Origin of the sequence: Streptomyces sp. NBC_00620 (assembly GCF_026341825.1) — a bacterium.
Taxonomy (GTDB): domain Bacteria; phylum Actinomycetota; class Actinomycetes; order Streptomycetales; family Streptomycetaceae; genus Streptomyces.
This window is the reverse complement of record NZ_JAPENY010000002.1, coordinates 143191-165477: the sequence shown is the minus strand read 5'-3', so window position 1 is coordinate 165477 and position 22287 is coordinate 143191. Positions and strand designations below refer to the sequence as shown.

The 22287-nt window shown below is 70.4% G+C and carries 23 protein-coding genes; 15 read left to right on the top strand and 8 right to left on the bottom strand.

Translation table 11 applies throughout. The features are described from left to right. The first annotated feature begins 291 nt into the window (after positions 1-291). The gene (locus OG246_RS19915) at positions 292-1014 is read left to right on the top strand and encodes a peptidoglycan recognition protein (protein WP_266464933.1); all 723 of its coding nucleotides are present in this window, start codon (positions 292-294) and stop codon (positions 1012-1014) included. Positions 1015-1278: 264 nt separating this feature from the next. Continuing rightward, positions 1279-2649, top strand: coding sequence for an NAD(P)/FAD-dependent oxidoreductase (locus OG246_RS19910; protein ID WP_266464930.1), 1371 nt, complete (start codon positions 1279-1281; stop codon positions 2647-2649). 3 nt (positions 2650-2652) lie between these two features. Here OG246_RS19910 and OG246_RS19905 read toward each other — a convergent pair whose 3' ends face one another. Beyond that, the gene (locus OG246_RS19905; protein ID WP_266464927.1) at positions 2653-4092 is read right to left on the bottom strand and encodes a regulator; all 1440 of its coding nucleotides are present in this window, start codon (positions 4090-4092) and stop codon (positions 2653-2655) included. A gap of 286 nt (positions 4093-4378) precedes the next feature. Here OG246_RS19905 and lipB point away from each other — a divergent pair, with 286 nt between their 5' ends. The 4 genes from lipB to OG246_RS19885 all read left to right on the top strand — a co-directional run bounded on the left by lipB (position 4379) and on the right by OG246_RS19885 (position 7573). Beyond that, positions 4379-5176, top strand: coding sequence for a lipoyl(octanoyl) transferase LipB (lipB, locus tag OG246_RS19900; protein WP_266464924.1), 798 nt, complete (start codon positions 4379-4381; stop codon positions 5174-5176). Between the two features lie 107 nt (positions 5177-5283). Further along, positions 5284-6249 carry a lipoyl synthase gene (gene lipA / locus OG246_RS19895; protein WP_266464921.1) on the top strand — a complete coding sequence of 322 codons (966 nt, stop codon included), beginning with the start codon at positions 5284-5286 and terminating at the stop codon, positions 6247-6249. 337 nt (positions 6250-6586) lie between these two features. Next, positions 6587-6784, top strand: coding sequence for a hypothetical protein (locus OG246_RS19890; RefSeq protein WP_266464918.1), 198 nt, complete (start codon positions 6587-6589; stop codon positions 6782-6784). Between the two features lie 87 nt (positions 6785-6871). Continuing rightward, on the top strand, positions 6872-7573 hold the full coding sequence (locus OG246_RS19885) for a DUF4191 domain-containing protein (RefSeq protein WP_266464914.1): 702 nt from the start codon (positions 6872-6874) through the stop codon (positions 7571-7573). A 117-nt stretch (positions 7574-7690) separates the two neighbouring features. On the opposite strand, the gene OG246_RS19880 is transcribed toward OG246_RS19885, so the two are convergent. The 3 genes from OG246_RS19880 to OG246_RS19870 form a co-directional block, all read right to left on the bottom strand. Beyond that, the gene (locus OG246_RS19880) at positions 7691-8224 is read right to left on the bottom strand and encodes a flavin reductase family protein (protein ID WP_266464910.1); all 534 of its coding nucleotides are present in this window, start codon (positions 8222-8224) and stop codon (positions 7691-7693) included. Between the two features lie 283 nt (positions 8225-8507). Beyond that, a complete protein-coding gene (locus OG246_RS19875) occupies positions 8508-9695 on the bottom strand; it encodes an acyl-CoA dehydrogenase family protein (protein WP_266464907.1) in 1188 nt (395 codons plus the stop codon). A gap of 139 nt (positions 9696-9834) precedes the next feature. Continuing rightward, the gene (locus OG246_RS19870) at positions 9835-10302 is read right to left on the bottom strand and encodes an RDD family protein (protein ID WP_266464904.1); all 468 of its coding nucleotides are present in this window, start codon (positions 10300-10302) and stop codon (positions 9835-9837) included. A 199-nt stretch (positions 10303-10501) separates the two neighbouring features. Between OG246_RS19870 and glnA the strand changes: the two genes are divergently transcribed. The 4 genes from glnA (at position 10502) to OG246_RS19850 (ending at position 14192) form a co-directional block, all read left to right on the top strand. Then, positions 10502-11911, top strand: a complete 1410-nt coding sequence (glnA, locus tag OG246_RS19865; protein WP_266464901.1) for a type I glutamate--ammonia ligase — start codon at positions 10502-10504, stop codon at positions 11909-11911. Positions 11912-12046: 135 nt separating this feature from the next. Continuing rightward, positions 12047-12535 carry a hypothetical protein gene (locus OG246_RS19860; protein ID WP_266464898.1) on the top strand — a complete coding sequence of 163 codons (489 nt, stop codon included), beginning with the start codon at positions 12047-12049 and terminating at the stop codon, positions 12533-12535. Between the two features lie 149 nt (positions 12536-12684). Continuing rightward, positions 12685-13605: a zinc metalloprotease HtpX gene (gene htpX / locus OG246_RS19855; protein WP_266470747.1), complete on the top strand. Its 921-nt coding sequence runs from the start codon at positions 12685-12687 to the stop codon at positions 13603-13605. Positions 13606-13607: 2 nt separating this feature from the next. Continuing rightward, complete coding sequence (locus OG246_RS19850; protein WP_266464895.1) at positions 13608-14192, top strand: hypothetical protein; 585 nt, start codon at positions 13608-13610, stop codon at positions 14190-14192. A gap of 14 nt (positions 14193-14206) precedes the next feature. Here OG246_RS19850 and OG246_RS19845 read toward each other — a convergent pair whose 3' ends face one another. From OG246_RS19845 to OG246_RS19835, 3 genes are all read right to left on the bottom strand, one after another. After that, the gene (locus tag OG246_RS19845; RefSeq protein ID WP_266464892.1) at positions 14207-14518 is read right to left on the bottom strand and encodes a hypothetical protein; all 312 of its coding nucleotides are present in this window, start codon (positions 14516-14518) and stop codon (positions 14207-14209) included. Positions 14519-14792: 274 nt separating this feature from the next. Next, a complete protein-coding gene (locus tag OG246_RS19840; RefSeq protein ID WP_266464889.1) occupies positions 14793-16151 on the bottom strand; it encodes a DUF2252 domain-containing protein in 1359 nt (452 codons plus the stop codon). Positions 16152-16156: 5 nt separating this feature from the next. Then, complete coding sequence (locus tag OG246_RS19835) at positions 16157-16663, bottom strand: hypothetical protein (RefSeq protein ID WP_266464888.1); 507 nt, start codon at positions 16661-16663, stop codon at positions 16157-16159. A gap of 165 nt (positions 16664-16828) precedes the next feature. Here OG246_RS19835 and OG246_RS19830 point away from each other — a divergent pair, with 165 nt between their 5' ends. Next, entirely contained in the window at positions 16829-18025 is a 1197-nt protein-coding gene (locus tag OG246_RS19830) for a winged helix DNA-binding domain-containing protein (protein WP_266464886.1), read from the top strand. Positions 18026-18231: 206 nt separating this feature from the next. On the opposite strand, the gene OG246_RS19825 is transcribed toward OG246_RS19830, so the two are convergent. Further along, entirely contained in the window at positions 18232-18540 is a 309-nt protein-coding gene (locus tag OG246_RS19825) for a hypothetical protein (protein ID WP_266464884.1), read from the bottom strand. A gap of 163 nt (positions 18541-18703) precedes the next feature. On the opposite strand from OG246_RS19825, the gene OG246_RS19820 reads away from it, so the two are divergent. From OG246_RS19820 to OG246_RS19805, 4 genes are all read left to right on the top strand, one after another. Then, complete coding sequence (locus OG246_RS19820; protein WP_266464875.1) at positions 18704-19063, top strand: arsenate reductase family protein; 360 nt, start codon at positions 18704-18706, stop codon at positions 19061-19063. A gap of 124 nt (positions 19064-19187) precedes the next feature. Then, positions 19188-19853: a hypothetical protein gene (locus OG246_RS19815; RefSeq protein ID WP_266464872.1), complete on the top strand. Its 666-nt coding sequence runs from the start codon at positions 19188-19190 to the stop codon at positions 19851-19853. A gap of 366 nt (positions 19854-20219) precedes the next feature. After that, the gene (gene glnII / locus OG246_RS19810) at positions 20220-21248 is read left to right on the top strand and encodes a glutamine synthetase (RefSeq protein ID WP_266464870.1); all 1029 of its coding nucleotides are present in this window, start codon (positions 20220-20222) and stop codon (positions 21246-21248) included. Between the two features lie 398 nt (positions 21249-21646). Beyond that, positions 21647-22234 (top strand): winged helix-turn-helix domain-containing protein, encoded by a 588-nt coding sequence (locus OG246_RS19805; protein ID WP_266464867.1) that lies wholly within the window; start codon positions 21647-21649, stop codon positions 22232-22234. Positions 22235-22287 lie beyond the last annotated feature (53 nt).

Genomic DNA, 22287 nt, shown 5'->3' with positions numbered 1-22287 from the left:
CCGGACCGGGCCGATGGTTCCACGAAGGTTCCACCGGGTGGCACAACACACATCGCGGGGGGCGCGGTTCCGGGTCAGGGTGAGTGCATGCGTGTCTTCCGGAAGACGCGGGGGGCACGAATACGGGGCGGGGGGCGGGCGAGGCGTGCGGTGCGCCGGCTGCCTCTGTCGTCCCTGTCCCTGTCGCGGGGGGATCGGCCGCGGAGTGCGCGGTCTCGCGGCGGGTGGTCGCCGCGTGCTCGGTCACGGAGGGTGCGGCTGCCGCGGGCGGCTCTCGTAGGGCTGGCGTGCGTGCCCGGGCTTGTCGCCGTTCTGCTGCTCGTCGTGTGCGCCGTACGGGTGGGTCGTACGGGGGACCGTCCCGCGCGGCCGCCGGTCGCCGCCCGGCCCGCCGTGGTCCACCCCGCGGCCAAGCCGCCCATCGTGCCGCGGTCGCGGTGGCTGGACGCCGAGAGCACCCACGACCAGCCGCCCGCCCGTTACGACGACCGGGTCGTCGCCGTCTTCGTCCACCACACCGATTCGCCCAACGGGTACGACTGCGCCGACGCGCCTCGCATCATCCGCTATCTGTACGCCGGGCAGACCGGTGCCCGGCAGTGGGACGACATCGGGTACAACTTCCTCGTCGATCGCTGCGGAACGATCTACGAGGGCCGCGCGGGGGGTGTCGACCGGCCCGTCACCGGGGCGCACGCGCAGGGCTTCAACCATCGCACCGCCGGGGTCGCGGCGATCGGTACGTTCACGGCGGGTACGCCGGTGCCGCGGGCGATGACCGATGCGATCGCTGCGCTCACCGCGTGGAAGCTCGGTCTCTCGGACGTCGATCCGCGTGCCACGGTCCGGCTGACCTCCAGCAACAACCTCGCCCGGTTCGCCGCCGGGACGTCCGCCGTGCTGCCCACCCTGGCCGGCCACAACGACGGCTTCATGACCAGCTGCCCGGGCGCCGCCCTGACGGCCCGCCTGCCGGCGATCCGGGAGCTGGCGGCGCGCCTTCAGGGGCGGTGAGCAGATTTTCAGCCCCTCCGGCGTTTGAGGAGCGGGGTCTGGGGCGGAGCCCCAGGAACAAGGGACGGGTAGGGGCGGAGGGGGCGAAAAACCCACCCCGAGCCCGCCCGCACGCACCCCCATGCGACCGTGCACGGCCCCCGCGCGACTTCCCCCCGGCGGCCACGCCCCTACCCTCGATCCGAACTCGGGTATCCCTGGAGCCCGTTGGGGGCATGACGTCCCCACCCGGCAAGGCCGCCGCGCAACCTCGAGGAGGAGCACGTGCTAGAGCCCGCTCGCCTGGCGCAAGACGTGGACGTCGTCATCGTGGGAGCCGGGGTCGCCGGCCTCGCAGCCGCCCAGCATCTGACCAGGGCAGGCCTCACGGCCACGGTCCTGGAGGCCGCCCAGAACGTGGGCGGCCGCATGTCCACGGAGAAAGTCGACGGCTTCCGGCTCGACCGCACGGGCCGGCTCCTCTCCACGGCGTACCCCGAACTACGCATCACCCCGGGCCTGAACACCCTGACCCTGCGCCCGTTCTCGCCGGGCGTCCTGCTGCACAGCGACGGCCTGCACCACCGCGCGGCCGCCCCCGGCGCCCCCCGGAGCGCGAGGGGCGCACTCACCGCCGCACGCGCCCTCGCGAGCGCCCCCCGCCTCCCCCGGCCACGCCCCCCGGGCGGAGCCCCCCGCCCCGGCCCCCTCGGTGGCCCCATGGACCAGACCCGTCTCTCCACCGCGCTCGCCCGTCTCGCCGCCGTCCCACCGGCCCGCCTCCTGGCCCGACCGGACCTCCCCGCCGCGCAGGCGCTGGCCGCCCGGGGCCTCCCGCCCCGCACGGTCGACGGCTTCCTGCGTCCTCTCCTCGCCGCACTGCTCTGCGATCCGGCGCTGCAGACCTCCAGCCGCTGTGCGGATCTGGCGCTGCATTCCTTCGCGACGGGCCGGCTGTGTCTGCCGGAGGGCGGCGCCGACACACTCCCGGAACTTCTCGCGGCCTCGCTCCCGCCGGGCACGGTCCACACGGGCGTCCAGGTCCGTACGGTCTCCACGACGAGCGTGACGACGCGGGACCACGGCGAACTCACCTGCCGGGCCGTCCTGTTGGCGACCGGGGCGCGGGCCGCCGCCGAGTTGCTGCCCGGGCTGCACCTGCCCGCCTTCCATCCGGTGACGGTCCTGCACCACACCACGGACGAGCCCCCGCTCTCGGAGGGGGCCCTGCTCCTGGACGCGGACAGGAGCGGCCCGGTGGCGCACACGGCGGTCATCAGCCAGGTGGACGCGACCCGCGCGCCGGCCGGACGGGCCCTCATCTCCTCGACCGTGCTCGGCACTCCGCCGGCCGCCGCCCATCTGGACGCGGCGGTCCGCGCCCAACTGGCCCGCCTCTACGGGACGTCGACCTCGCGCTGGGAGCTCCTCGCGGTCCATCACGACCCCGAGGCTGTCCCCGCGATGCCCCCGCCGCACGATCTGCGCCGCCCGGTACGGCTCCTGGCGGGGCTGTACGTCTGCGGCGACCACCGTGACACGAGCACGGTCCAGGGCGCGCTCCATTCGGCCCGCCGGGCGGCCCACGCCGTGCTCATGGACCTGGGCTCCTCCCGCCCGGCCTTACTGGAGGAGCCCCTGGAGTCGGCGGCCTGAGCCTCAGCCCAGAGCCGCCACCCGCTCGCGGTAGCCGCGTACGGGCGCCGCGTCCCGGTACGGCTCGAGCCGCCGCTCGAAGTCCCGTACGTACTCGACAGCCCGTACCGACCGCATCTCCACCGCCTGACCGGCGGCCTCGGCGCCCAACTGGCAGGCCTGGTCGAGCTCCCCGAGCCCGAGCCGCGCCGAGGCGAGCACCACCCGGCAGAACAGCCGGCTGCGCGCATAGCCGGGCGCCCGCAACTGCAGCGAGCGCTCGGCGTGCTGCGCGGCGGCCCGGTACTGCTGGAGGTCCCGATGGCAGTGCCCGAACTCGTCGGCGAGCTGTGCCTCGTCGAAGTGCCGCGCCCAGTAGGGGACTTCGTCGCCGGAGCGGGCCGCCTCCAGGGCTCGTTCGGCGCGCACCAGGGACGCCGTGCAGGCCCGCACCTCCCCCAGCACCCCGTGCCCGCGTGCCTCGACGGCGTGCAGCATCGCCTGGATCACGGGCGGCGCCGCCGACCCGACGCCCTGCTGGGCGACCCGCGCGAGCTGCACGGCCTCCCGCCCGTGTCCCAGATAGACGGCCTGCCTGCTCATCGTCACAAGGACGTAGGAGCCGTACGCCCGGTCCCCTGCCGCCTGCGCGAGGCGCAGCGCCTGGACGAAGTACCGCTGGGCGAGCCCGTGCGCGGCGATGTCGTACGAGGTCCAGCCGGCGAGCCTGGTGAGGTCGGCGGTGGCGGCGAACAGGCGCCGCCCGGTCTGCTCGCCGTACGCGCCGCGCAGCATCGGCTCGGCCTCGTGCTCCAGGTAGCGGACCAGGGCCTGGCGTGCATGTCCGCCGCCGTAGGCGTGGTCGAGGGTGCGGAAGAGTTCGCCCACCGAGCGCAGCGCGGCGATGTCGCCGCCGGTGACCTTCTGGCCGGGGCCGCGCTCGGTCTGGTTGCGCTGCCGGGGCACGGCGGGGCGGCCCTGCACGGGGACGCGTCCGGGGCCGGGGTCGCCGCGGCTCACCCGGTCGTCGGCCTTCCCGATGAGCCAGTCCCGGCTGGGGACGACGAGTCCCGCCGGGGTGAAGGCGATCTTGCGCAGCTCGGCGTGGCTGCCGGAGTCCTTGCGCCAGAGGCCGCTGACGATGTCGACGGCTTCCTCGGGGGTCGCGGCGAACTCGAGCCCGGCGTACACCGGGGCGCACGCGTCGAGTCCTAGGTCCTGTGCGCTGAGCCGGCGTCCGAGGCGGCGGGTGAACACCTCGGCGATGAGTGCGGGCGTGGTCCCTCTCGGCTGCTGGCCGCGCAGCCACCGGGTGACCGAGGTCTTGTCGTATCTCAGGTCCAGGCCGTGTTCGAGGCCGAGCTGGTCCACGCGACGGGCGAGACCTGCGTTGGAGAACCCCGCTTCTGCGATGAGCGCGGCGAGCTGGCGGTTGGGGGTGCGCTGCGCGGGTCGTTCCGTCATCTGCGGTGCGGTCTCCTGCCTTTCGGGCCTCTGAGCGGCCTTGGGGCCGCCGAGGTGGCCCGGATTGCCTGTGAGCAGCCCTTTTGGCCTCTTGAACGGCGCGAATGTAGCGGAGCGTGAGCACGTGGTCGCACAATTCGACGGGCATTCATCCGATCGTGTGAGGATTGACCGCCGGGCTGACGGGCATCGGCCGGACGTACAGTGGCGTGGTCGCGTTACATGCCTGACACAGGTACTTCGCTTGTTCCGCGTGCCTGACGAAGCTTCTAGGGAGGCGCTTGCCGTGAGTGAGTTGCGGTTCGTCCGTATGGGATTCGGTGCGGAGGCCGTCGAGTACCAGGAGGCGTGGGACGAGCAGCGGCGCGTACATGCCGCCCGTTTCCTGGACGAGGCCCCCGACACCTGCCTCCTCCTGGAGCACCCGCCGGTCTACACGGCGGGCAGGCGCACGGCGGACAACGAGCGGCCCCTCGACGGCACCCCGGTCATCGACGTGGACCGCGGCGGCAAGATCACCTGGCACGGACCGGGCCAGCTGGTGGGCTACCCGATCCAGAAGCTGCCGCGCCCGGTGGACGTCGTAGCACATGTACGCCGCCTGGAAGAGGCTCTTATCCGTACGTGTGCGGAGTTCGGCCTGGAGACCAGCCGCGTCGAGGGCCGCAGCGGAGTCTGGGTGCTGGGCGACCCGGTGGATCAGCGCCCCACGCTGGGCGGCCTCTCCCTGGACTTCGACCCTCGGCTGCACGACGAGGAGTTCGACGCCCGGCTCAACGGCCCCGAGTACGCCCCCTCCAACGCCGGCCAGCGCCGCGAGGACCGCAAGATCGCGGCGATCGGCATCCGGGTGGCCAAGGGCGTGACGATGCACGGCTTCGCGCTGAACGTGAACCCGGACAACGTGTGGTTCGACCGCATCATCCCGTGCGGTATCCGCGACGCCGGCGTCACGTCCCTGGCGAACGAACTGGGCCGCGACGTGACGATCGCCGACGTCCTGCCGGTGGTCGAGCGGCACCTGAAGGACGTGCTGGAGAATGCGGAACTGCTGCCCCGGGAGATCGAGCGGGCGTCTGCGTAGCCCAGCGGGAATGGGCCCCTGTTCCGCAGGGTTGCCCGTCTCGTAGACCGAAAACGAACGGGCGTACCCTGGTGTACGCCGAAGAATCGAAGCTACAGGGAGCCGATGTGTCCGCAGTCGCACCCGACGGACGCAAGATGCTGCGCCTGGAGGTCCGGAACGCCCAGACCCCCATCGAGCGCAAGCCCGAGTGGATCAAGACCCGGGCGAAAATGGGTCCCGAGTACACGAAGATGCAAGCCCTCGTGAAGAGCGAGGGCCTGCACACGGTCTGCCAGGAGGCGGGCTGCCCCAACATCTACGAGTGCTGGGAAGACCGCGAGGCCACGTTCCTCATCGGCGGAGACCAGTGCACCCGTCGCTGCGACTTCTGCCAGATCGACACCGGCAAGCCCGAGGCGCTGGACCGCGACGAGCCCCGCCGGGTCGGCGAGTCCGTCGTCACGATGGACCTGAACTACGCCACGATCACCGGCGTCGCCCGCGACGACCTGGATGACGGCGGCGCCTGGCTGTACGCGGAGACGGTCCGCCAGATCCACGCCCAGACCTCGGGCCGGGAGGCCGGCCGCACCAAGGTCGAGCTGCTCGCCCCCGACTTCAACGCCGAGCCCGACCAGCTGGCCGAGGTCTTCTCCTCGCGCCCGGAGGTCTTCGCGCACAACGTCGAGACGGTCCCCCGGATCTTCAAGCGCATCCGCCCCGGCTTCCGCTACGAGCGCTCGCTGAAGGTCATCACCGAGGCCCGCGACTACGGTCTGGTCACGAAGTCGAACCTGATCCTCGGCATGGGCGAGACCCGCGAAGAGGTCAGCGAGGCGCTCCGCCAGCTGCACGAGGCGGGCTGCGAGCTGATCACCATCACGCAGTACCTGCGTCCCTCGGTGCGTCACCACCCCGTCGAGCGCTGGGTCAAGCCGCACGAGTTCGTGGAGCTGAAGGACGAGGCCGAGCAGATCGGCTTCTCCGGTGTCATGTCCGGCCCGCTGGTGCGTTCCTCGTACCGCGCCGGGCGGCTGTACCAGATGGCCGTCGAGAAGCGTGGCGCGTACGTCGCCTCACAGGCGGTCTGAGCCGACGCACCGGCACGTACGACGACCCCGTACGGCCTAGGCGGTAGGACTCGCCGCAGACAGCGGTCCAACGAGAGCGGTGGCACTGAGTGCCACCGCTTTTGTGTGAATCGGCGCACAAGCAACTCCCCCTTCACAATGGCCCGTTCGGCACGGCGGAGGTCTTACCCGCAGATGGGGACGCTGTCAGGGGCGCGTCAGCGATCGTGCCCGGTGCATCAAGGTTTCATTGGCGTTTGACCGGTCGGTCACGCCCTGGTAACACCAATCAGTGACCCTGGTCTTACGCCACGTGAAGCACCCGCCAGAGCCGCCACCCCGAGGAGGGAACACCATCATGCAGGCTGCGCCCGTACGCGCCACCGCCATCCCGTCGTTCACCGATGCACTCCGTGCCGTCGAGTCGATCCTGATGAGCGGCGGCCAGCGCACCGCCCGTCGCAACGCCTGGACCTCCGTCCTGGAGGACCGCCGCCACGCCAAGGACAGGGTCGAGGCACAGCGCGTACTGGAAGCCGTCGCAACGCGTTCGTAGTGCCGTCCCGCTTCCTCCGGCGCCTCGCCCGCCGCTCCCCCGGTACTGCCGTCGTCGGCGCTTCCCGGGCCACGTAGACTTCCAGGCATGGCGAGGAAGGAAAGCGCAGCGGACGCCGCTGCCGAACCCGGGCGACTCAAGCAGATCGCTCTGACTTACAAGATGACCCGCAAGGCCGACTCCAAGATCGGTCTTGTACTCGCGGCTGTCGGAATTGCCACCCTTGGTGTCTTCCTCGCGATCGGCTTCTTGATCGGCCACCCGATCTATGTCGGCATTTTCGGCCTCCTGCTCGCCTTCCTCGCGACGGCGATCGTCTTCGGGCGCAGGGCCGAGCGGGCCGCGTTCGGGCAGATGGAGGGCCAGCCGGGCGCAGCCGCTGCCGTGCTGGACAACATCGGCCGGGGCTGGACCACGACCCCCGCGGTGGCGATGAACCGCAGCCAGGACGTGGTGCACCGCGCGGTTGGCAAGGCCGGCATCGTGCTGGTGGCCGAGGGCAACCCGAACCGGGTGAAGAGCCTGCTGGCCGCCGAGAAGAAGAAGATGGCGCGGATCGTCTCGGACGTCCCGGTGCACGACATTCTCGTGGGCACCGGCGAGGGTCAGGTGGAGCTCAAGAAGCTCCGCACGACGATGCTGAAGCTGCCGCGGGTCCTTTCCGGCCCGCAGGTCACCACGACCAACGACCGGCTGCGCGCGATGGGCGACCTGATGAGCAACATGCCGCTGCCGAAGGGTCCTATGCCCAAGGGGATGCGCATGCCGCGCGGCGGCAAGATGCGCTGACAAGACTTGTTCCGATGCTCCCCGTCATGTGGATGACGGGGAGCATCTCTGTTTCGGGCTCCGAGTCGGGCTTCTGTGCCGGGCTTCCGTCTCGGGCTTCCGTGTCAGGTTTCCGTCTCAGGCCAGGGTTCTGAACGACCGGTCGTAGTACACCATCGGGGATCCCTCACCGAGGCGGACGCCTTTCACCCGGCCTATCAGGACCGTGTGGTCCCCGGCCGGGTGACGGGCGTGTGCCGCGCAGTCCAGCTCGGACAGCGCCCGCTCGACCGTCGGCAGCCCGTCGGGGCTGAGGCACAGCCCGCCCGACGCGAACTTGTCGCTGCCCTTGGTGGCGAAGCGCAGTGCGAGCGGGCGGTGGTCCGGGGCCAGCACACTCACCGCGAAACGGTCGCAGCACTCGAACGACGCTGCCGAGTCGGCCGAGTTCGCCAGGCACACGAGGATCATCGGCGGCTCAAGCGACACCGAGCAGAAGGAGCTGGCCGTGAATCCCCGGGGGGTGCCGTCCGCGCAACGGGTGGTCACCACGACCACGCCCGAGGGGAAGCGCGCCATCGCGGCGCGGAACTGCTCGGGGGCCACCTCGGCGTCCACCGCGTCCTGGCGATCCGTGATGGCGGCCGAACCGCCATCGATCTGCTGAACCATCGTCAACTCCCGGAGGACTGACAGGTGAGCGCTCTGCCTGGCCGCATTCGTGGCGATCGTGGACGTCGGTTACGGCAATGTGGCGGCCACCGACCGTGTTCGGGATGTCACGCGCATCCAGGACGACTATGCCGTCGCCGTCCCGGACGGGCAACCGGGCGAGCGGTCTCCCGACGGCGCCCACCACCTGCGGCGACGCGGCACTCCTGACCTCGCGCCCGGGCGGGCACCTGTTCGGGAGATACCGCCGAACGGGTGCCGGAAGCGTCGTGCGGGGACGTGGTCATCGCACCGGTTCCGCCCTCCTGTCCCCCTTGTCCCCCTTGTCGTCGGACAGTGCCCAGGCGCCGTAGGCCGCACCGGTGGTCTCGAAGGACAGCGCCACGTGCGAGGCGGCGCTGTTCACATCCCTCCAGAACCGCTGTACGGGGTCGGACGAGGACTGTCCCGACGTCCCGCTCGCGCGGAAGACCCGGTCGACCGCCGAGACGAGCAGCTCCACCGCCAGTGCGAGGTCCCGGGCGCCCCGGACCGCCGCCTCGCCCTCCGGCGGACACTCCGTTCCGTCGGCCACCGCCGCCGTCCGCAGGATGAGGAGTTCCGCGGCGTCCACCTCGGCGGCCGAGCGGGCCAGCGAGACCTGCGCCGACGGCATCTCCCGGACGGCCCGTCCCCGGCGGTCGACGCGCTGTCCGGTCCGCGCGATCCAGGCGCGCAGTGCGCCTCGGGCGGCCCCGATCAGCGGAGCGGCGAAGGGCAGGGCGTTCACGGCGTACATCGGGACGATGTGGCAGCGGGCGTCGGACGCGGGCGCGCGCCCTGCGTGGACGGCCGACCGCGGCAGGGTCAGGTGATCGGGCACGAAGACGTCGGAGAGGAGCAGGGTGTGGCTGCCGGTGCCGCGCATGCCGACGGTGGACCAGGTGTCCTCGATGGAGAAATCGGCGCGCGGCACCGCGAAGAACAGCACCTCGGGCCGCTCCGGGGGGTTCTCGGCGTCCTTGGCCGGTACGGCCGCGCAGGCGAGCGCCCAGTCGGCGAAGTGCACCCCGCTGATGTACTTCCACTCACCGCTCAGCCGCCAGCCGCCGGCGACGGGCTCCGCCTTGCCGGACGGCATGAGCGCCCCGGCCAGCACCACGTCCGGCCCCTCCGCCCAGATCTCCGCCTGCCCCGCCTCGGGCAGGAACGCCGCGTACCGCCCGGCATAGGCGGCCAGCGAGGCCGCCCAGGCCGCTGACGTACACCCTTCTCCGACCAGCGCCACAGCCGAGGTCAGCTCGGCGAAACCGCCGGTCTCGCCGCCGTGGGCGGCCGGTACGAAGTGCCGCGCGAACCCGGCGTCCCGCACCGCGCGGACCACCTGCGGCGAGAGCTGACGGGCGGTTTCCGCCTCGTCGCTGTACTGGGCCGCGATTTCGGCTACCTGCGGCGCTCGGGCCACGATCGTCGACTTGCTGTCGTGCGACATGCTGTCCACCACCTCCACCGGGAATGGACGCAGTGTCTCCGGCAGGGCTCATCACCGACCGGACCCCGAGCCGGTCGGGGCGATCCGTCACCCGACCGGCGTCACGGCCGGCAAGGACATCGGCCGGCCAGGGCAGTCGCTAGCTGCGGACCTCGATCGTGCGGGCCAGGCGGTCGTGCAGGCCCCGGCCGTCGCGGTCCCAGATCAGGGCCGGGATGGCCACGCACAGGAGCGCGGTGCGCAGGACGGCGCGCAGGGGATTAAGACGGCCGCCGCTCTCGGGGACGATCCGCAGGCCGAACAGGCGCTTGCCGGGGGTGAAGCCGACCGTGCCGACGGTGAGGACGCCGAGGGTGAAGAAGAGGAGCAGGGCCCAGTTGCCGGTGGCCTGGTTGTAGCCGTCAGTGAGCAGGCCGTATGCGATCAAGAGGCAGAGGGCCCAGTCGACGGCGAGGGCACCGAGGCGGCGTCCGGGGCGGGCGATCGAGCCGGGGCCGTGCTCGGGCAGACCGAGCTGCTCACCGCGGTAACCGAGCTCCACACCGGCTTTCTCCAAGGCCTCGCGCGGTCCGGAGAGCCATGATCCGATTGCATCCCTGTTGTCCACCCGTCCACGGTACTGCGGTCGTTTTGGCATGTGGACAGGTGGGGTATGCCGGACCTGATCCGGTTAACTTGGGCGAAACAAATGGGTCACGCTTGAGAAATCACCCGTCCCTAAGGTCGGGCTCAGCGTGTGCCACCGCACTGGCCGCACGAACGAACTACCACCCCGGTCCGAAGTGAGCGGGAGTAGGAGGAGCTGGATGTTCCAGAACGCCGACGAGGTCAAGAAGTTCATCAAGGACGAAGACGTCAAGTTCGTCGACGTCCGCTTCTGCGACCTGCCGGGTGTGATGCAGCACTTCACCATTCCGGCAGAGGCCTTCGACCCGAGCGAGGAACTGGCCTTCGACGGCTCCTCCATCCGCGGCTTCCAGGCCATCCACGAGTCCGACATGGCGCTCCGCGCCGACCTGTCCACCTCGCGCGTCGACCCCTTCCGCCGCGACAAGACGGTCAACATCAACTTCTTCATCCACGACCCGATCACGGGCGAGCAGTACTCCCGTGACCCGCGCAACGTGGCGAAGAAGGCGGAGGCGTACCTCGCGTCGACCGGCATCGCCGACACCGCGTACTTCGGCCCCGAGGCCGAGTTCTACGTCTTCGACAGCGTGCGCTTCGACACCAAGTCGAACGAGGCCTTCTACCACATCGACTCCGAGGCGGGCGCCTGGAACACCGGTGCGGTCGAGGACAACCGCGGTTACAAGGTCCGCTACAAGGGCGGGTACTTCCCGACCCCGCCGGTCGACCACTTCGCCGACCTCCGTGCCGAGATCTCCCTGGAGCTGGCCAAGTCCGGCCTCCAGGTCGAGCGCCAGCACCACGAGGTGGGCACCGCGGGCCAGGCCGAGATCAACTACAAGTTCAACACGCTGCTCGCCGCGGCCGACGACCTCCAGCTCTTCAAGTACATCGTGAAGAACGTCGCCTGGCGCAACAACAAGACCGCGACCTTCATGCCGAAGCCGATCTTCGGTGACAACGGCTCGGGCATGCACATCCACTCCTCGCTGTGGGCCGGCGGCCAGCCGCTCTTCTACGACGAGGCCGGTTACGCGGGCCTCTCGGACACCGCCCGCTTCTACATCGGCGGCATCCTCAAGCACGCCCCGTCGCTGCTGGCCTTCACCAACCCGACGGTGAACTCCTACCACCGCCTGGTCCCCGGCTTCGAGGCCCCGGTCAACCTGGTGTACTCGCAGCGCAACCGCTCCGCGGCCATGCGTATCCCGATCACCGGCTCGAACCCGAAGGCCAAGCGCGTCGAGTTCCGTGCGCCCGACTCCTCCGGCAACCCGTACCTCGCCTTCTCGGCGCTGCTCCTCGCGGGCCTCGACGGCATCAAGAACAAGATCGAGCCGGCCGAGCCGATCGACAAGGACCTCTACGAGCTGGCTCCCGAGGAGCACGCGGGCGTCGCGCAGGTCCCGACCTCGCTCCCGGCCGTCCTCGACCGCCTTGAGGCCGACCACGAGTTCCTGCTCGCGGGCAACGTCTTCACGCCGGACCTGATCGAGACGTGGATCGACTTCAAGCGCACCAACGAGATCGCTCCGCTGCAGCTGCGTCCGCACCCGCACGAGTTCGAGCTGTACTACGACGTGTAAGAACGCCGCACCAGCCGTACGGCATCGGCCGTGTCCTTCCCTTCGGGAGGGGCACGGCCGATGTGCTGTCCGGTGGCGCGTTATGACCGGGGCGGCTGGGCAGGACTACGGTCTCGGCGTCGTGGGGGGCAGCCAGTGAACTCGGACACGGTCACGGCCATATCGGCGACGGCGATAGCGCTCTGCTCGCTCTGGCTCGGCTATTCGCAGATCAGGGCCACCCGGCTGCACAACCGTCAGTCCGTCAGGCCTCTGCTGGTGATGCGCCGCGTCAAGGGATACGAAGACCACAAGGCGGGCCTGCGGATCATCAACGCGGGGCTCGGTCCGGCCATAGTGACGAACTCCGTGGTACGACTCGACGGCGAGGACATCGGGCACTGGAACCCGCACGCCCATGATCGTGTCTCGGAGAATCTGCCGGTGCGGCCCAAGGTGTACTCCCTGCGACCCGGTGCCGTCGTCCTCGCGGGGCAGTCCGCCTTCCTGCTGCACCTCGACGAGTTCAGCGAGGACGAGCACGGCTGGTTCTGGGAGCTCATCACCCAACGGCTGGTGATCGAGATCCACTACGAGTCCCTCTACGGCGGCGAGCACTTCGAGGCGGCGCCGCCCCCTTTCTGACGCACCTCCCCCGCGTGTGCTCCCCATAAATAAGTGGCTCTTGACAGGCCAGATCTTTGCCCGCTGCGAACCGATCGGGGCCTGTCCATGGGGGTACCCGGGCGCACAATGGAAAGCGGGACGAGTGCCCGAGTGTGGGGTGATGCATGATGCAGAGCCGGTTCCAGAGCGATCGGCGGTTGACCGTGCGCATGACGGTCACGTTGTTTCTGCTCGGATTGCTGTACGTGGCCTTCATCGCCGCGTTGATCGTGCTGATGAAGTCCTGGGTGCTGGTCGTGGTGATCGCGGCGGCGTTCCTCGGGGCGCAGTACTGGTTCTCGGACCGGATCGCGCTGTTCGCGATGCGCGGGCGGATCGTGGAGCGGGAGGAGTATCCGCAGCTGCACGGGGTGGTCGACCGGCTGTGTGCCGTCGCCGACATGCCGAAGCCGCTCGTCGCCGTCTCCGATATGGACATGCCCAACGCCTTCGCGACCGGGCGGAACCCCGATCACGCAGTGCTCTGTGTGACCACCGGACTGCTGCGGCGGCTGGAGCCCGATGAGCTCGAAGGGGTTCTTGCGCACGAGCTGTCGCATGTGGCGCACAAGGACGTCGCGGTGATCACCATCGCCTCCTTCCTCGGCGTGATCGCCGGGCTGATCGTCCGGTTCGCCTTCTACTCGCAGCTCCTGGGTGGCGGGCGCCGGGACCAGAACACGGCTCTCGTGTTCATGGCCGTCATGACGGTCTCCGCGGCCGTGTACGCGATCAGCTTCATGCTCATCCGGGCGCTGTCCCGGTACCGCGAGCTGGCCGCCGACCGGGCCGCGGCCCAGCTCACCGGACGGCCCTCGGCACTGGCGTCCGCGCTGACCAAGGTCACCGGGGACATCGCCAAGATCCCGTCCAAGGACCTGCGGACGGCCCAGGCCTTCAACGCCTTCTACTTCACGCCCGCCCTCGGCGCCGAGCCGGGTGTCGCGCGGTTGTTCTCGACCCACCCGAGCCTGGAGCAGCGGCTCGAACAACTGGCGCGCATCTCCGCCGAGTTGGGTGAGGCTGCGACCCCCGGGAAGGCCGACTGAACATGGGGCTACTGGACATCCTGCTGGGGCGCAGCAGACCCGTCGCGCCCGACCTCGACCAGCTCTTCGCCCTGCCGTCGGCCGCCATCACCTTGCAGGCGGCCGCCGGGTTCACGCCGACGGGGACGGGCGCGGTGTGCTTCGCGACCGTCGAGGGGGCGGCCTTCGCCGAGGCGCACAAGGAGGTCCAGGAGCTGCTGGACGCGGACGCCGAGCGCGAGGGCCCGCCGGTGGAGGTCAGCCGTGACGAGTACGGGTACTCGTGGCTGGTCTCGCAGCGGGAGCCCGATGATCTGCCCGCGCTGGTGAGTGATCTGCACGCGGTCAACAGCGCGCTGGAGGGCAGTGGCTTCGGGCCGCAGCTGCTCTGCTCAGTGGCGAGCTTCCAGGGCACCGACCAACAGCGGCTCGGGCTCGTCTATCTCTACAAGCGCGGGACGTTCTACCCCTTCGCGCCACTGGCCGGCGGCGGCCAACAGCGCAACAACGCGCTGGAGTTGCAGATCAAGGCCGCGCTGGCCGACGATCTGCGGATCGAGCAGGACCTGAGCCGCTGGTTCCCGATCTGGGGCGCCCCGGGTCTGTGACCCGGGGCACCGGATTACTTCTGGCGCTCCTGGCGCCGCGCCTCCATCGGACGTTCGCGGCGGTAGCGGCGCTCCCACTGGGCCTGCCGGTCACGGCGGGCGCGGTAGGCACGGTAGGTGGAGTCCGCGCGGCCGCCGGATCCGGACGCGCCTCCCGAGGAGGCGCCCGGTGCCGATGCCGCCGACGTGCCGCCCGTGCTGCCGCCCCCGGTGCGGCCGTAGCGGACGTACAGGAAGAGCAGAGCGACCGCCGCGAGCCAGAGGACATGGTTGGAGAAGCCCATGACGACCAGGATCGCGACCGCTGAAATGATCAAGGTGCCCATGACGGGACTCCTTGCGTGCGTGGGTGACTGGATCTTGATGGCGTGAAGGTCTTGCCTGAAGACCGACGGGGCGCTGGGGGAGGCTGCCGTCCGTCGGTGCGTAGAGAGTAGCTCTGAGTCCGCCCGCTGATACCTGTCGGGAGAGAAGCGATACTCAGCGCCTCCGGAACGCCTGTCCAGCGTAGGGAAACAAGCCGTCGGCGCGCATCTGCATTTCTCTCGACATATCCCTCACGGAGAGCGGTACACCCTCGGCCAGAGGGGATGCGTGCGCTCACACGTCCTGTGTCGCCCTGATCACGCCCGCCGTCACGGCGGCGCCCAGGGCGGCGTGGTCGGCGGTGTTCTGGTCCGCGTAGCGCAGCGCGAAGTCCGCGACGGCGTGGTCGAAGGTGTCCGCGCCGCCGAGGTAGGCGGCGATCGCGATGCGGTCGCCCGAGCGGGCGTGGGCGCGGGCCAGGGCGGTGCCGCACAGGCGGGCGTAGGCGAGCAGCGCGTCGGGGGTCATGCCGGCGACGTCCGCGGAGCCCTTCATGTCGCGCAACTGCCGCCAGTAGAAGGCGCGTCCCTGCGGCCCGGTCATCCAGCCGAGGAAGATGTCGCTCGCCGCCTGCAGCAGGCGCTGCCCCGCGACGACCCGGTGCCCTGGATGGACGTACGGGCCGCTGGGCAGATGCTCTTCGAGTACGGATCTGCCGGCCTGCTTGATCTGGAGGAACAGCGGGTCGTCCGCGTCCCGCCCGGCCAGCAGCACGATGAAGCAGCGGGTGCCGACGCTGCCGACGCCGACGACCTTGCGGGCGGCGTCGACGAAGCGGTAGCGGTCGAGGAGGAAGCGGCGTTCCTCGGAGAGTGTGGAGCGGTAGTCACTGAAGATCTTGCGGAGCGAGGCCATGTCGGTGACTCCGGCCGACTCCAGCAGGGGCGGGTCCTGGACGATGCGGCGGCGTCCGTCGACGGTCTCGGTGAGCTTGCCGAGTGCGTGCAGGCTGGTGCGCCGGCGGGCGCGGGTGAGGCTCGACTCGACCCGCCTGCGGTGGCGGGCCGAGCGGACCAGCGGAAGCAGGCGGTCGGCGTCGATGCGCTCGTACCAGACCGCCAGTTCGCCCTTCCCCGCCAGCCGCCGGATGCTTCGGCGGTACTCCCCCACCGCCGCCTGGGCCGCGCTGTGGGCCTGCGCCTCCGTGTGCCCGTTCTCGCGGCCCGCCACCGCGACGCTGGCCGCGAGCCGTTTGACGTCCCATTCGAAGGGGCCCGGATGCGTCTCGTCGAAGTCGTTCAGATCGAAGAGCAGGGTGCGTTCCGGGGAGGCGTACAGGCCGAAGTTGAGGAGGTGGGCGTCCCCGCACAGTTGCACCGTGAGCCCGGTGTGCGGCTGGGCCGCCAGGTCGGCGGCCATGACGGCGGCGGCGCCGCGCAGGAACGCGAACGGCGACGCCGTCATCCTCCCGTACCGGATCGGCAGCAGCTCCGGCAGCCGGTCCCTGCCCTGCCGCTCCAGTACGGCCACGGGGTCGGGGCGGTCGGCGCCGGGGATCCAGGCGGCGTGCGCGGAACGGGAGACGCGTTTGCGGGCCGCTCTGCCCTGTGCGGCGCGGTCCGCGGGGGTGGCCGTGGCGCCGATCGGGGCCACTGCCGTCAGTTCCGCACGGCTCGGGCCACTTCGGCGGTGACGTCGCCGGAGAGGGTGCGGTGGCTGCGGGCGGTCGCGTCCTCGGAGGCGCCCGCCGCGATGTCGTTCAGCGTGACGACGACGGTGTCGAGGAGGTTGCCGCTCGGGTCACGGAAGTCGACCTGGACGACGTACGACTTCGACGAGGAGGCGGAGTTGGTGACGGTCACCTTGGCGGTGGAACGCCCGTCGGAGCCGGTGCTCGCCTCGCCGACCTTCACGTCGCCCTTGGCGTTCACGCCGTTCTTGAACTCGTCGAACTTCTGGCCGGCCTCGGCGGTGGCGGAGGCGAGGGTGTCGCCGAGCTGGGCCGTGGCGGAGGACAGCGCGTCGCCTGCCTCGGAGGCGGCGGACGCGGCCTTGGAGGCGGCGTCGGAGGGGGTGGTGTCGTCGGAGCAGCCGGTGAGGGGCGCGGCCAGGGCCGCCGTCGCGGCCACCGCGAGGGCCAGTCCTCGTACGTCGTGCCTCTTCATCGCGTCTCCCGACGTCGTCCCTCGTGCTCCTCCGGATTCCGCTCCTCGCGGTTGCCTCAGTCAAGGCGGGGAGCGGGGCGTACGCATGCCGGGTACGGCGATCGGGTGAGGTGCGCGCGAGGATGAGGACGGGAACGACGGCGTACTACGGGTGGGTGGAGACGCATGGGCGGACAGCGGCGGCACATCGGGGTTGCGGAGCGGCGGGCTCGGCTCGCGCTGGGGCATCGGCTCGCGGTGTCCGCGCGGGCGGAGAGCCCCGAGGAGGTCGCCGAGTCGCTGGTCGCGCTGCACGGGACCGATCCGGCAACGGTGTATCTGGCGGTCGGCGCGCGGCTGGCGGATGCCGGGAAGACGGTGACGGAGGTCGAGCGGGCGCTGTACGAGGACCGGACGCTGGTGCGGATGCACGGCATGCGGCACACCGTGTTCGTGTTCCCGACCGGGCTGGCCGCCGTGGTGCACGCGTCGACCGGGCTCGCCATCGCCGCGAAGGCCCGTGCCGGGCTGGTCAAGGACATGGCGACCGGCAGTGACGGCCGGCTGACCGAGGAGTGGCTCGCGGAGGTCGAGGCGTCCGCGCTCGCCGCGTTGGCCCGGCGCGGGCAGGCCACCGTGAACGAACTCACCCGGGACGAACCGCGGTTGAAGGAGCAGTTCACGTACGGGGCCGGTAAGAGCTACGAGGCTCCGCAGACCGTGTCCTCGCGGTTGATGCGGGTGCTCGGTGTCGAGGGGCGGGTCGTGCGCGGGCGTCCGCTGGGTTCGTGGACGTCGTCCCAGTTCCGCTGGGCGGTCGTTCCGCCGCATCCCGGGCTTCCGGTGGCCGAGGCCCAGGCGGAGCTGTTGCGGCGTTGGCTGCGGGTGTGCGGGCCCGCTACCGAGGCGGACCTGAAGTGGTGGACGGGGTGGAGGGTCACCGACGTACGGCGTTCGCTCGCCGCGGTCGGGGCGGTGGCCGTCACGCTCGACGGCGGGGTCACGGGGTACGTGGCCGATGGTGACGACGGTCCTGTCGCCGGGCCCGCGGAGCCGTGGGCCGCGCTGCTGCCCGGGCTTGATCCGACGGCCATGGGGTGGCAGGAGCGGGACTGGTATCTCGACCCTGCCCTGCGGTCGGCCCTCTTCGACCGCAGCGGGAATGTGGGGCCGACGGTGTGGTGGGACGGGCGGGTGGTCGGGGGGTGGGCGCAGCGGGCCTCCGGGGAGGTGGTGTGGCGGGTGCTGGACGCCGACGGGGTCGGGCGGGAGGCTCGGGCGGGTATCTCGGCGGAGGCTGCGCGGGTGGGGGCGTGGCTGGGGTCGACGCGGATCACTCCGCGGTTTCGGACGCCGTTGGAGCGGGAGTTGGGGGCGGGGTGAGTTTTTCGCCCCCTCCGCCCCTACCCGTCCCTTGCTTCCTGGGGGCTGCCGCCCCCAGACCCCCGCATCGCGCTGACGCGCTCGTCCTCAAACGCCGGACGGGCTGAAAGATCTCCCCCGCGGGTGGGTGGGGGATCGGGATGGCACAGGCTCGTCCTCAAACGCCGGACAGGCCAAAGAACTTCAGCCCGTCCGGCGTTCCGGAATCAGCGCGCGTACCTCATCAGCGCCCGCACCATGTGGCACGTGGTGTCCGACGGTGGGTGGACGCCGATTTGCTGTGCGGTGGTGCGTATCTTCTCGTTGCGGGCCTGGTTCGGCATGTAGACGCCGGAGTCGAGCAGGGCGATCGCGAGGCGCATCGCCTTGAGCCGGCGGTTGTGCGTGACGTACCAATCGCGGGGGCGCCCCGGCGGCAGCGGGCGCTTCTCCACGGGCTCGTACGGCAGGTCCAGCAGGACCGCCCTCTTGGATGTGGACTGGGTGGGCAGCGGCTTCAGTGCGGCAGCGGGCACAGGCATCCTCCTGTCGCGGTCAGGGAGCCGCCGGACCCCCCGGCGACACCCTCGAACACTGCTTCTATTCTACCGCCGAGCACTGACAAAAGCCGCTGGCCACAAGGGTTCTGGGGCTCTCGGGACACCAGCGGAAAAGGGTGTCTCGCGTAACGTGTGCGGCATGGAGATCTGGATCAATCCGGCCTGTTCGAAGTGCCGAAGCGCCCTCAGCCTGCTGGACGCCGAGGGCGCCGACTACACCGTGCGCCGCTACCTGGAGGACGTACCGACGCAGGACGAGATCCATGACGTACTGGAGCGGCTGGGGCTCGAACCGTGGGACATCACACGGACCCAGGAAGCCGTCGCCAAGGAGCTGGGGCTCAAGGAGTGGGCCCGGGACGCCGGTTCACGGGATCAGTGGATCAAGGCACTGTCCGAGCACCCCAAGCTCATCCAGCGGCCGATCATCACCGCGGAGGACGGGACGGCCGTCGTGGCACGCAGCGAAGAGGCGGTACGGGATGCCCTGTCCCGATAGCTCCCACCGGCCACCAACTCCCGTGTGATCCACGTTACTTCGGTGACTCCTGTAACTGTTGAGTAACTCTGTTCGGCATCTCGTACCTAGCGACGTACCGCACCCCCGCACACAGGAGGCGCTCATGTCGCGCAGGAGAACCCTCAGCACCAAGAAGAAGCTCGTACTGCTGGTCAGCGCCGCGGCCGTGGCAGGAGGAGGGGCCTTCGCCTTTGCCGCCACCTCGAACGCTTCGTCGGTGCAGAACGCGGCGACTTCGACGGTCTGCCAGGGACTGGCCACCGCGTTCGGCAACAACGAGACGTTCATCGCCGACCAGCGGGCCAACCCCGACGCGCAGTCGGAGGCCCGGATCGCCAACCGCGAAGCGGTCCTCGCGCAGATCAAGGTCCAGCAGGAAGCGTCCGGCTGCGAGGTCGGGGAGTCGGCTCAGGACTCCCAGCCCGTCACGCCGCCCGCGGCCTCCACTCCCCCGGCGGCCTCCGCTCCCGCGCAGAGCGCCCCCGCCGAGGACACCGGGGCCGATGCCGGCGCCGCCACCGGCGAGCAGGTCTGCAACGGCTCGACCGTCACCCTCTCCGGAGAGGCCGGCGCCCCGGCCGCGTCCAGCAACCAGTTCCCCGCCGGGACGCTGCTCAAGGTCACGAACCTGGACAACAACAAGTCCACGACCGTGGAGGTCACCGCGACCTCCGGAAGCTGCGCCCTGCTGAACAACGCGGCCTTCGAGCTGGTCCGGGAACCCGGCAAGTTCCTGATCCGCAACGCGCTGATCGAGAAGGTGGGCTGACGGGATCGGTATGAACTGACGGGATCCGTGTGAACCGGGGTCCTGCCGCTATCCGGCCAGGAGCGGCAGGGCCCCTCCCCATACGCGCCCGCAAACCCATCGCATACGAGCCGTGGGGCCGGGAGCAGCGCGGAACACCGCGTGCCACCGACCGGCAGGGCCGCCGGTCGCGGTCGCAAGCGCCCCCGTCGGGCGATGCCGAGTGACAACGGGCACACACAGCTCAGGTAACACGGGGTTCACATTCGAGCAATGATCGGGAAATCGCCTGTTGACAGGCTGCCCTGCATCTACGCGGCGCCTCAGTGCCGCAGCGCCGCAGCACCCGCAAGTGCGATGAAGACCCACCCCCGAAGGATGTGGCCCGTGACGTTCAAGGCTGAGTACATCTGGATCGACGGCACCGAGCCGACGGCCAAGCTCCGTTCGAAGACGAAGATACTGGCCGACGACGCCAAGGGTGCCGAGCTCCCGATCTGGGGCTTCGACGGTTCCTCGACGAACCAGGCCGAGGGTCACGCCTCCGACCGCGTACTCAAGCCGGTCGCCACCTACCCGGACCCGATCCGCGGCGGCGACGACGTCCTCGTCATGTGCGAGGTCCTGAACATCGACATGACGCCGCACGAGTCCAACACCCGTGCCGCGCTGACCGAGGTGTCGGACAAGTTCGCCGCGCAGGAGTCGATCTTCGGCATCGAGCAGGAGTACACCTTCTTCAAGGGCACCCGCCCGCTCGGCTTCCCCGAGGGCGGCTTCCCGGCCGCGCAGGGCGGCTACTACTGCGGCGTCGGCTCGGACGAGATCTTCGGCCGTGACATCGTCGAGGCGCACCTGGAGAACTGTCTCAAGGCGGGTCTCGCCATCTCCGGCATCAACGCCGAGGTCATGCCCGGCCAGTGGGAGTTCCAGGTCGGCCCGGTCTCCCCGCTGGAGGTCTCCGACCAGCTGTGGGTGGCCCGCTGGCTGCTCTACCGCACCGCCGAGGACTTCGACGTCTCCGCGACGCTGGACCCGAAGCCGGTGAAGGGCGACTGGAACGGCGCGGGCGCGCACACCAACTTCTCCACGAAGGCGATGCGCGAGGGCTACGACGCGATCATCACCGCGTGCGAGTCGCTGGGCGAGGGCTCGAAGCCGATGGACCACGTCAAGAACTACGGCGCGGGCATCGACGACCGTCTGACGGGCCTGCACGAGACCGCCCCGTGGAACGAGTACAGCTACGGCGTCTCCAACCGCGGCGCCTCGGTCCGCATCCCGTGGCAGGTCGAGCAGGACGGCAAGGGCTACATCGAGGACCGCCGTCCGAACGCCAACGTCGACCCGTACGTCGTGACGCGTCTGATCGTCGACACCTGCTGCACCGCTCTGGAGAAGGCCGGCCAGATCTGATCCGCCCAGCTCCCAGCTTGCTCGAAGAGGCGCCCACCGTCGTGGTGGGCGCCTCTTCGCGTGGTTTCACGAGGTTGCAGTATCAAGTTCACGCCAAGGAAGCGTCCGACCGGTGAGAGGACTCTCCTGCCGGGCGCCGGGTTCTGCTTCAATGGGGGCATGGCCAGCTTCCAGAGGTACACCGCGACAGGTCGCCATGACCTCGAGCCGTTCTGGCCCTCCCGTCAGCACCATGACTTCGACCGGGTGTGTTGTCGCGCGATGAACGCGCGGGCCCTCTAAAGCCGACACCCGGCCTCCGGCCAGCGCGCACGACGTACGTCCTTGACGGTCCCGACCACGAACTCGCGGCCGTCGATCTCCCCGACGAACTTCTCGCGCGAAAGAGCTGACCTCTCATGGCGAACACCCGTTCCTTCTCCTCCCTCGCGACCGCTCCCGCGACCACCTCCACCACGGGACGGCACCGACTGCGTGCCGTCGACCGGGACGAGGTGGTGGACGTCGCCGACTTCCTGCCGCCGGGCGCCACCTGGCTGCCCGCTCCCCCGCACACCCTGCCCGTACTGCCGGGGCAGCCGCCGATGATCGGCTACCTGGTCCTCGTCCCGGCCGACCAGCAGCCCCTGCTGCCGGTCGCCGTGCCCGACCGGCCCGAGCCGCTCGGCACCGCGGGCGCCGCGGGCGGTGGCAACCCGCTCGTCCACATCGACACCGTGCAGCGCACCGCCCAGGTCGACGGGCGGCAACTCGACCTCACGTACCTGGAGTTCGAGCTGCTCGCGCACCTCGTCGCACACCCGCACCGGGTGCACACCCGGGATCAGCTGGTCACTACGGTGTGGGGCTACGGGCACGTGGGCGACGGGCGGACCGTCGACGTCCACGTCGCCCGGCTGCGGCGCAAGCTCGGCGCGCAGCACCGGCAGACGATCCAGACCGTGCGGCGCGTGGGCTACAAGTACACGCCGCCGACCGGACGTTGACCCTACGGCCGACTTCAGCACCGCTCACGGCCGCTCTTCTGTCAGCAGATTTG